Here is a 9955-nt window from a genome sequence, read left to right as displayed (position 1 = left end):
CGATGAACACCCCGTGCTTCCATATCCGCAGTTACGGCGACGCCGGCGGTGGCGACCGCCACGACTTCGCGCAATGGGTGCTGCCGCTGCGGGGTGAGCTGCAGTTCGAACTGGACGGTCAGGGGGCGCGGCTGGATGCCTTTCAGGGCGTGTTCGTCGCCCCAGGTGAGCACCATGACCAGAGGGGGCAGGGGTGCAATGCCCATCTGGTGATCGATTGCGATCTGCAGTGGTTCGACGACCACACCTTGGACCACCTGCGCCGTCAGCGCTGGCTGTTCCTGCCGCAGTCGCTGCGCCGCGCGTTGCACGCCACGCCCGCCGGCGATCGCGCTTCGCTGATGCCGCAGCTGTTGCAAGCGTTCGCGCCTGACGGCAGTGGCGCACGTCTGCAGGCGCTGTGCACCCACATCCAGGATGCGCCGGGTGAGCCGTGGCCGGTAGAGCGCATGGCGCGACGGGCGGGGTTGAGCGTCAGCCACCTGCATGCCTGGTTCGTGCGCGAAATCGGGCTGCCTCCACAGGCGTGGTTGAGTGCCGTGCGCCTGCGCCTGGCACGCCATCTGCTGTGCACGACCGCGTTGCCGATCAGCCAGGTCGCTCAGCGTGCGGGCTATTCCGAGCAGAGTGCGCTGACGCGTGCGCTGGTGCGCGAAACCGGGCGTACTCCTACCACCTGGCGCTCTCGCGGGCCCGCGACCATAGCCCGGGTCAAGACACGCCGCGCACGCACCCCCTAGACTTCCCGGCCTGACAGCAGGGTAGGCGGTGTGATGAATCGTTCGATGGGTGTGGGCATCGGCAATGGCGTGGCGGCAGGCGCGCTCTGGGGCGTGGTGTTCCTGGCTCCCGCCGTACTGATGGCCTTCGATGCGGTGCAGCTCTCCGCCGGCCGCTATCTGATCTATGGGCTGGTGGCCGTGGCCCTGCTCTGGCCGCGCTGGAAGCGCTTGGCGCCGCAGCTCGGTGCTGCCGAATGGCGCGGGCTGGTGTGGCTGAGCTTGGCCGGCAACCTGGTGTATTTCCTGCTGCTGGCGACCGCCGTGCAGTGGGCAGGCGGTGCGGCGGCATCGCTGATCGTCGGCTTGATTCCCGTCGTGGTGACGTTGGTGGGCGTGCGCGAAGAAGGGGCGGTACGGTTGGCCAAGCTGGCACCGGCGCTGCTGCTGTGCCTGACAGGCGTCGCCCTGGTCGGTTACGAGGCCCTGGTGTCCGAGCACGTGGCTACGCCGTGGCGACAACGCGTGCTGGGCCTGCTGTGTGCGTTTGGTGCCTTGCTGTCCTGGGCGGCCTATTCGGTGGGCAACAGTCGCTGGTTGCAGCGTCGCCCGGATCTGTCCGCACATGATTGGTCATTGCTCACCGGCGTGGTCACCGGCGCGCTCGCGCTGCTGCTGGTTCCGATGGCCTTCGTCTTCAACACGGCGCATCACGATGCGGGGGCGTGGGGGCTGTTCTGGGTCGTCAGTGCCGGCGTAGCGATCATCGCCTCGCTATTGGGCAATGCCTGCTGGAACCGCGCGAGCCGTCTGCTGCCGTTGACGCTTACCGGCCAGATGATCGTGTTCGAAACCCTGTTTGCCCTGCTGTACGGCTTCGGCTGGCAACGGCGCTGGCCCACCGCGCTGGAGCTGGCGGCCATCGCCTGCCTGGTGACCGGGGTGCTCTGGTGCGCGCATGCGCATCGCACGCCACGCGCGATCACCGAGCATGCTGGATGAGGAAGACGATGTCGTGGCCGCCGCGCCGCGCGCCAGCGACATGGTCACCGATGCAACCATTTTCGCCGACGATGCGTGCATATGAAGCGCTGGTGTTTTTGCAGCGCAGCACTTGACAGCAGCGGGGTCGCCGGTGTTTTCTAGACCCATGGTCACCGCCTCCGCTCCCTTCGCCCTCGCACACGTCGCCTTCGCGGCGCCAGATCGTGCGCGGTTGGATGTCGGCAGCACCATGGCCATTACCACGATTACCACCACCACCGGCACCACCTGCCGGGTGCGGTCCGTCGTCTTCGCGTAACTCACGAAAACCACGGCCCCGCACCGAACCAGGTGGCGGGGAAACCTTCCACCGAGCGCGATGCGGGGCCTCCCACCGAGGTTGCCATGTCCAGTGCCGTTTCCGTAGAACCCGCCGCGTCGCCCTTGCCGGTGCCCCCGTGCACCGTCGTGCACAAGTTCGGCGGCACGTCGGTGGCCGACGCCGATCGTTACCGCCATGTGGCTCGTCTGCTGCTGCAGCGCCCCGAGCGGATGCAGGTCACCGTGGTGTCTGCGATGAAAGGGGTGACCGATGGCCTGATCGACCTGGCGCGGATGGCGGCGGCGGGCTCGCCGCAGTGGCGGGATGCCTGGCATGCGCTGCGCGCGCGTCATCGCGGTGCAGCCGCCTCGTTGCTCGGCGAACATTCCGGGGCGAGCGTGGAATGGCTCGACGCGCGCTTCGATGAGTTGGCCGAACTGCTTGCCGCGTTGGCGGTGATCGGCGGGTTGCCGGACGACGTGCTGGACCGGGTGCAGGGACTGGGAGAAGTGTGCTCGGCGCACCTGCTGGGGCATCATTTCCTGGCAATCGGCGAGGACTGTGCGGTGCTGGACGCGCGCGAGGTGCTGGTGGTCGAGCATGGCGAACTGGGTGTCAACGTGGACTGGGAGACGAGTGCCGCGCGGCTGCAGGCGTGGCGACAGCGGCATCCGCAGACGCGGGTGGTGGCTACCGGATTCATCGCGCGCGACGGCAGGGGGCGCATCACCACGCTGGGGCGCAATGGCAGCGATTACTCCGGGGCGATCTTCGCCGCCCTGTTCGACGCCGATGAACTGCAGATATGGACCGATGTGGACGGCGTGTTGTCTGCCGATCCGCGACTGGTGCCCGAAGCGGTGCAGCTTGATGCACTGAGCTACGACGAAGCCTGCGAACTGGCCTATTTCGGCGCGAAGGTGGTGCATCCGCAGACGATGTCGCCGGCCATCCAGCGCGGCTTGCCGATCCTGATCCGCAATACCTTCCAGCCAGACCATCCGGGCACCCGCATCACCGCCGAGCGCTCGGTGCGCGGACCGATCAAGGGGCTGACGCTGAGTGCCGAACTCGCCGTGCTCAACCTGGAAGGCACCGGCCTGATCGGTGTGCCGGGCACCGCCGAGCGGGTGTTCTCGGCGTTGCGCCAGGCACACGTATCGGTGGTGATGATCTCGCAAGGGTCGTCCGAACATTCCATCTGCTGTGTGGTGCGTGGCAACGAGGCCGTGCGCGGCCGCGATGCCTTGCTGCAGGCGTTTGCACATGAGCTTGCGGTGGCGCAGGTGCAGCGCGTGCAGTTGACCACGGGCGTCAGCGTGCTGGCGGCGGTAGGCGATGGCATGGCGGGCCAGCCCGGCGTGGCGGCACGTCTGTTCGAGTCACTCGGCCGCGCGCAGGTGAACATCCTCGCCATCGCGCAGGGGTCCTCCGAGCGCAACATTTCAGTGGCCATCGACAGCGGCGACGCGACCCGTGCCCTGCGCGCCGCGCATGCCGGATTCTGGCTGTCGCCGCAGACGTTCGCGGTGGGCGTGATTGGTCCGGGCAACGTCGGTGCGGCCTTGCTGGACCAGTTGCAGGCCGAGCAGGGGCCGCTGCTCGGCAAGGCCAACATCGACCTGCGCCTGCGCGCGGTGGCATCGCGCGGCGGCATGTACCTGGCACCGCGCGCGCTGCAGGGCAAATGGCGCACCGCGCTGCAGGAGGGCAGGGAAGCCAACGACCTGGATCGCTTCACCGCCCATCTGCTGTCAGCGCATCTGCCGCATGCGGTGGTGATCGACTGCAGCGGCAGTGCCGAGGTGGCCGAGCGTTACGCGGGCTGGCTGGCGGCCGGCATCCACGTGGTCACGCCGAACAAGCAGGCTGGCTCCGGACCCCTGGAACGCTATCAGCGCATTCGCGCAGCCGCGACCGCCAGCGGCGCGCGCTTCCGTTATGAAGCGACCGTCGGTGCGGGGCTGCCGGTGATCACCACGTTGCGCGACCTGGTCGACACCGGTGACGAGGTGCTGTCGATCGAAGGTATTTTTTCGGGCACGCTGGCGTGGCTGTTCAATCGCTTCGACGGCAGTCAGCCGTTCTCTGCCCTGGTGGAACAGGCGCGTGGCATGGGCTATACCGAGCCCGATCCGCGCGACGACCTGTCCGGCATCGACGTCGCACGCAAACTGGTGATCCTGGCGCGTGAGGCGGGCCGCGCGCTCAGCCTGGAGCAGGTGCAGGTGCAGAGCCTGGTGCCGGAGGCGCTGCGCGGCGGCAGCGTGGAGGCATTCATGCAACGCCTTGCCGACAACGACGCGGCATTGCTGCAGCAGCTGCGGCAGGCGAGCGAACGCGGTGCCGTGCTGCGCTATGTGGCCGCGCTGACGCCGCAGGGCGCGTCGGTCGGCCTGGTCGAGGTGCCGCTGGACCACGCATTTGCCAATCTGAAACTCACCGACAACGTGGTCCAGTTCCGCACCCGTCGGTACTGTGACAACCCGCTTGTGGTGCAGGGTCCGGGGGCTGGCCCCGATGTGACCGCCGCCGGTGTGTTCGCGGACCTGCTGCGCGTGGCTGCCGGCGAAGGGGCGCGCCTGTGATCGCACGCGCGTTCGCACCGGCGTCGGTCGGCAATGTCGGCGTCGGCTTCGACATTCTGGGCCATGCCATCGCCGGCGTCGGTGACACGGTGACCGTGCGCCGGATCGCCGAGCGCGAGGTGCGGATCGACGCCATCCGGGGTGCTGACCTGCCGCTGCCACGGGAGCCCGCGCTCAATACGGCCGGCGCGGCCTTGATGGCGATGCAGGAGGTGCTCGAACTGCCGTACGGCTTTGCCGTCGAGATCGACAAGGGCATCGCGCTGGGATCGGGCATGGGCGGGTCGGCCGCCTCCTGCGTAGCGGCACTGGTGGCCGCCAATGCGTTGCTTGATGCACCCCTGGACCGTAAGGCGTTGTATCCGTTCGCGCTGGAAGGCGAGATGGTCGCCAGCGGCGGCCGCCATGGGGACAACCTGGGGCCGATGCTGCTGGGTGGGCTGGTCTTGAGCACCGCTGACCGGCTGGTGTCCATCCCGGTACCGGCAGCGTGGCACAGCCTGCTGGTGCACCCCGACGCGGTGCTGGAAACCCGTCGCGCACGCGAGGCGTTGCAGGGCAGTTATGCCTTGGGTGATTTCGTGGCGCAGAGCGCGAACCTTGCGCTGGTGCTGGCCGGTTGCTTCCAGAACGATGCGGCACTGGTCCGTGCCGGCCTGCGGGATGTACTGGTCGAGCCGCGGCGTGCACCGCTGATCGGTGGCTTCGCGGCGGCCCGTGACGCCGCGCTGGCAGCGGGGGCGATGGGCGCCAGCATCTCCGGCGCCGGGCCCAGCGTGTTTGCCTGGTTTGAAGACAAAGCCAGCGCACAGGCCGCCGCCGCGCCGGTGCAGGCCGCGTTTGCTGCGGCAGGCTTCGCCAGCCAGGCGTGGGTATCTCCGTTGTCCGCACTGGCGGCGGTGCTGTTGTGAACTCTCCCCCCCTTCAGGAAGCTGCGATGCACTTTGTTTCCACTCGCGGCCAGTCCGTACCCGTATCACTGAGCGCAGCCATTGCCGCGGGGCTGGCCCCTGATGGCGGCCTTTACGTGCCGCAGCAGCTGCCAGCGGCGCGCCGCTTCGTCGCCACCGATTCGCTGGCAAAAACGGCCGCGCAGGTACTGGCACCGTTCTTTGACGGCGACGTATTGTCGGATGCACTGCCCAAGATCTGCGACGAGGCCTTCGACTTCCCGCTGCCGCTGCGGCCATTGGCGCGTCGCGGCGACCATGTGCTGGAGTTGTTCCATGGCCCAACGGCGGCGTTCAAGGATGTCGGTGCCCGTTTCCTCGCTGCCGCCTTGGCGCGCCTGCGGGCGGGGCATGCCCAGCCGCTGACGATTGTGGTCGCGACCTCGGGAGATACCGGCGCTGCAGTGGCCGCCGCGTTTCATGGGCAGCCTGGACTGCGCGTGGTGGTGCTGTACCCGGATGGCCGGGTGTCGCCGCGACAGGCGCACCAGCTGGGGTGTTTTGGCGGTAACGTGCAGGCGTTCCGGGTTTCCGGATCATTCGATGACTGCCAGGCCCTGGCGAAACAGGCGCTGGCGGATACGCAGCTGCAGGCCCAGGTGCCGTTGAGTTCGGCCAACAGCATCAGCCTGGGCCGGCTGCTGCCGCAGATGAGTTACTACGCGCACGCCGCGCTGCAGCACCAGCAGGCCGGGGGCGCGCTGCTGAATCTGGTGATTCCCACCGGCAACCTCGGCAATGCGATGGCGGCGATCCTGGCACGCGCGGTGGGCCTGCCCATTGGACGCATCGTGCTGGCGACCAATGCCAATGATGTGCTGCCGCGTTACTTCGCCGGCGAAGATTTCAGCCCGGGTGTGAGTGTGCCCACGACGGCCAATGCGATGGACGTCGGCGCGCCCAGCAACTTCGAGCGGCTGCGCTGGCTGTTCGCGGGGGATGATCGCGCGCTGCGGGAGACGTTCACCGCATACAGTGTGGATGACGTGGCGATCCGCGCGACCATCGCCAGTGCGTTCGCCAGCACCGGCGAGGTGTTCTGTCCGCATACCGCGACGGCCGTGCGGGTGCTGGATGATCTTCGTACGCAGGGTGCCAAGGGGGACTGGGCGGTCGTCGCCACTGCGCATCCGGCGAAGTTCGAATCGGTGGTGGAGCCGTTGATCGGCACCGCGCTGGAGGTGCCGCCTGCACTGGAGGCGCTGCTGCGTCGGCCGACGCATGCCGAACCGATGGCGGCGGACTATGGCGCGCTGCGGGCCGTGTTGCAGCAGTAGCGCCGAGCCGCGCTCGGCGGATTGCGTCCGACGTTGTAGTGCCCGCCGTCGGCCGTGCCGCTGCGCTCGCCGACCATGGGTCGGCGCTACCCGATGATCACGGGCCCCCGCGACCGCAGCGGATTCGCGTAGCGCCGAGCCACGCTCGGCGGATTGCGTCCGACGTTGTAGTGCCTGCCGTCGGCCGTGCCGCTGCGCTCGCCGACCATGGGTCGGCGCTACCCGATGATCATGGCCCCCGCGACCGCGGCCAATGCGCGTAGCGCCGAGCCATGCTCGGCGGATTCCGTCCGACGCTGCGTGGCCTCGAACGGCTCAGCCGGTGGCCAGTCGACGCAGGGCGGGTTCGTCGAGGATCTCCACGACGCTCAAATGGGGCAGGGCGATCAGCGCCTGCTGGCGAAGGCGGGTGAAGGTGCGGCTGACGGTTTCCATCGTCAGGCCGAGATGATCGGCGATGTCTCCACGCCCCATCGGCAGGGTGACACGCAGGGCCACGCCGCCCAGGCGCACTTCGCGCTCGGCCAGCCGCAGCAGGAAATCGGCGACCTTCTCCGGTGGCTGCAGGCGTGCCAGCGACAGTGCTGCATCCTGCGCATCGTCCAGCGCCTGGCAGGCACGCTGCAACAATTTGCGCTCCAAGTGCGGGTAGCGATCACGCAGCTCGCGCATGTGGGCCACCGATACGCGGCAGACGCGGCTGTCGGCGATCGCTTCGACATCGTGGCGGTGGAGATCACTGCCGCTCAGGCCCAGATAATCGCCGGGCAAGACGAACCCGTTGATCTGCCGGCGCCCGTCGGACAGCGTGCGCACCAGCCGCAATGCGCCCTGCGTCAAGGTATAGACATGGTGGCGGGGTTCACCACTGCGGGCCAGCGTGCTGCCCATCGCCACCTGCTGGGACACCGTAACGGCCTCCAGCGCCTGGCCTTCTTCTGGTGACAGCGCCGAGCAGACCGCCAGATGGCGTACCGAACAGTGCATGCAGTCCAATGTCGAGCAGCCGGGCGTGGCAGGGCGGAAGGCATCGGCAGGGCTGGAATCGAACCGCGACATGGCGTGGGGGGCAAAGCGCGCTGCGAGGGGAAGTGGCCATGATACGACATGTGGCCGATGCGCCCGGACGCGGGCGCGGCGGACGGCGCTGCCGCTACAATGTCCGCCCTTGCCCTTCCCCCGTTTTCTGCAGGAGCCCCACGTGATCAAGCCCCGTACCCCGCCCGGCATCATGGAACTGCTGCCGCGCGAGCAGATCGCGTTCCAGCGCATGCTGGACGTCATCCGCCGCAACTACGAGCGCTTCGGGTTCCTGCCGGTGGAGACGCCGGTGTTCGAGCTGTCCGACGTGCTGCTGACCAAATCCGGTGGCGAAACCGAGCGCCAGGTGTATTTCGTCCAGTCCACCGGTGCCTTGGCCAATGCAGCGCAGGCCGAGGACGCCTCGTTGCCGGAACTGGCCCTGCGCTTCGACCTGACCGTACCGCTGGCCCGCTACGTGGCCGAGCACGAACACGACCTCACGTTCCCGTTCCGCCGTTACCAGATGCAGCGCGTTTACCGCGGCGAGAGGGCCCAGCGCGGCCGCTTCCGTGAGTTCTATCAGTGCGACATCGACGTGATCGGCAAGGATGCGCTCAGCATCCGTTACGACGCGGAGGTGCTGGCGGTCATCCATGCGGTATTCGCCGAACTGCGCATCGGTGACTTCGCCGTGCAGTTGAACAACCGCAAGCTGCTGCGCGGCTTCTTCGAAACCCTGGGCGTAGCCGAGGGCGAACGCCAGCTGGCCGTGCTGCGGGAAGTGGACAAGCTGGACAAGCGCGGACCGGACTACGTGCGCGAGACGCTGGTCGGCGCCGACTTCAACATCCCGGCCGATCAGGTCGAGCGGATCCTTGCCTTCGTGGCGGTGCGCTCGCAGGGGCACGACGATGCACTGGCGCAGCTGGCGCTGCTGGAGGCCGACGCGGCGGCGACGGACACGCTGCGCACCGGCGTGGCGGAGCTGCGCGAAGTGCTGCAGCTGGTGAAGGCGCTGGGTGTGCCGGAGCAGGCGTACTGCCTGAACTTCTCCATCGCCCGCGGCCTGGATTACTACACCGGCACGGTGTATGAAACGATGCTCACCGACCACCCGCAGATCGGCTCGATCTGCTCGGGTGGGCGCTATGAAGACCTGGCCAGCCACTACAGCAGGTCCAAGCTGCCGGGCGTGGGCATTTCCATCGGCCTGACCCGGCTGTTCTGGCAGCTGCGCGAAGCCGGCCTGATCGAAGGGATCGAGGCCAGCAGCGTGCACGCGCTGGTCGCCCTGATGGACGAGCAGGGCATGCCGCAGTCGCTGGACATCGCCCGCCGGCTGCGCATCGGTGGCATCAACACCGAGGTGCAGATGGAAGCGAAGAAGATCGGCAAGCAGTTCCAGTACGCGGCCAAGGCGGGTATCCGCTTTGTCGTCCTGGCCGGCGAAGACGAGCTGGCGCGCGGCGTGGTGGCAGTGAAAGACCTGCTGCGCGAACAGCAGTTCGAAGTATCCCGTGACGAGCTGGCCAGCACGCTGCAGGTCGAACTGGAGCAGGCCCGCGCCATGGCGTGAGGGTTGCCCGGGGCGGGATCCCTTTCGCTCGGTGAGAGGGATCCCCGCCCAAGACACGCGCCGCCGAACCACCCACCTTAATCGGTGGGTTTTTTTTGCCCGGGATTTGACCGGTCACCGGGATTTGCGCTAATGTACTAGCACGCTATTACATTGATACCTGCTGCGATCCCATGAAAGCCCGTCCCGCCCCGAACCCGAAAGACACCCAGGCCGACCTTGCATCGCTCGCTGACGCATTCGCCGCGCTGGATGACGTCGGGGAGGTCGCCGCGTTCCTGCGTGACCTGTGCACCCCGGCGGAACTGGAAGCCATTGCCGACCGCTGGAAAGTGGTGCCGTTGCTGCAGCAGGGCATGCCGTACCGCGAGATCCATGAGCGAACCGGCGTCAGCGTGACCACTACCGGTCGCGTGGCCCGTTCACTGGAGCATGGCCACCGTGGCTACGCTGCCGCCATCGCGCGCCTCGCCACGCGCTGAACCGAATGCTCCACCCCTGAATTCCAAGAGACTT

The 9955-nt window shown here is 67.8% G+C and carries 8 protein-coding genes; 7 read left to right on the top strand and 1 reads right to left on the bottom strand.

Annotated features, from left to right (window positions below):
* The first annotated feature begins 2 nt into the window (after window positions 1-2).
* The 5 genes from ABRP17_RS01160 (at window position 3) to thrC (ending at window position 6840) form a co-directional block, all read left to right on the top strand.
* The gene (locus ABRP17_RS01160; RefSeq protein ID WP_349985570.1) at window positions 3-740 is read left to right on the top strand and encodes an AraC family transcriptional regulator; all 738 of its coding nucleotides are present in this window, start codon (window positions 3-5) and stop codon (window positions 738-740) included.
* Between the two features lie 33 nt (window positions 741-773).
* Window positions 774-1721 (top strand): DMT family transporter, encoded by a 948-nt coding sequence (locus ABRP17_RS01155; protein WP_349985571.1) that lies wholly within the window; start codon window positions 774-776, stop codon window positions 1719-1721.
* Between the two features lie 387 nt (window positions 1722-2108).
* Window positions 2109-4613, top strand: a complete 2505-nt coding sequence (gene thrA, locus ABRP17_RS01150; protein ID WP_349985572.1) for a bifunctional aspartate kinase/homoserine dehydrogenase I — start codon at window positions 2109-2111, stop codon at window positions 4611-4613.
* A complete protein-coding gene (locus ABRP17_RS01145; protein WP_349985573.1) occupies window positions 4610-5524 on the top strand; it encodes a homoserine kinase in 915 nt (304 codons plus the stop codon). Before thrA ends, ABRP17_RS01145 begins: the two co-directional genes overlap by 4 nt.
* A gap of 26 nt (window positions 5525-5550) precedes the next feature.
* Entirely contained in the window at window positions 5551-6840 is a 1290-nt protein-coding gene (gene thrC / locus ABRP17_RS01140; RefSeq protein WP_349985574.1) for a threonine synthase, read from the top strand.
* 315 nt (window positions 6841-7155) lie between these two features.
* Here thrC and ABRP17_RS01135 read toward each other — a convergent pair whose 3' ends face one another.
* Window positions 7156-7827 carry a helix-turn-helix domain-containing protein gene (locus ABRP17_RS01135; protein ID WP_349985575.1) on the bottom strand — a complete coding sequence of 224 codons (672 nt, stop codon included), beginning with the start codon at window positions 7825-7827 and terminating at the stop codon, window positions 7156-7158.
* 214 nt (window positions 7828-8041) lie between these two features.
* Between ABRP17_RS01135 and hisS the strand changes: the two genes are divergently transcribed.
* Complete coding sequence (gene hisS / locus ABRP17_RS01130; protein ID WP_188324205.1) at window positions 8042-9439, top strand: histidine--tRNA ligase; 1398 nt, start codon at window positions 8042-8044, stop codon at window positions 9437-9439.
* A 173-nt stretch (window positions 9440-9612) separates the two neighbouring features.
* Window positions 9613-9921, top strand: a complete 309-nt coding sequence (locus ABRP17_RS01125; protein ID WP_349985576.1) for a YerC/YecD family TrpR-related protein — start codon at window positions 9613-9615, stop codon at window positions 9919-9921.
* Window positions 9922-9955 lie beyond the last annotated feature (34 nt).

This window comes from Stenotrophomonas sp. WHRI 8082 (genome assembly GCF_040223995.2).
In the GTDB taxonomy this organism is placed as follows: domain Bacteria; phylum Pseudomonadota; class Gammaproteobacteria; order Xanthomonadales; family Xanthomonadaceae; genus Stenotrophomonas.
Note: the sequence above shows the minus strand (reverse complement) of the source record. Positions and strands in the feature narration are given on the sequence as shown.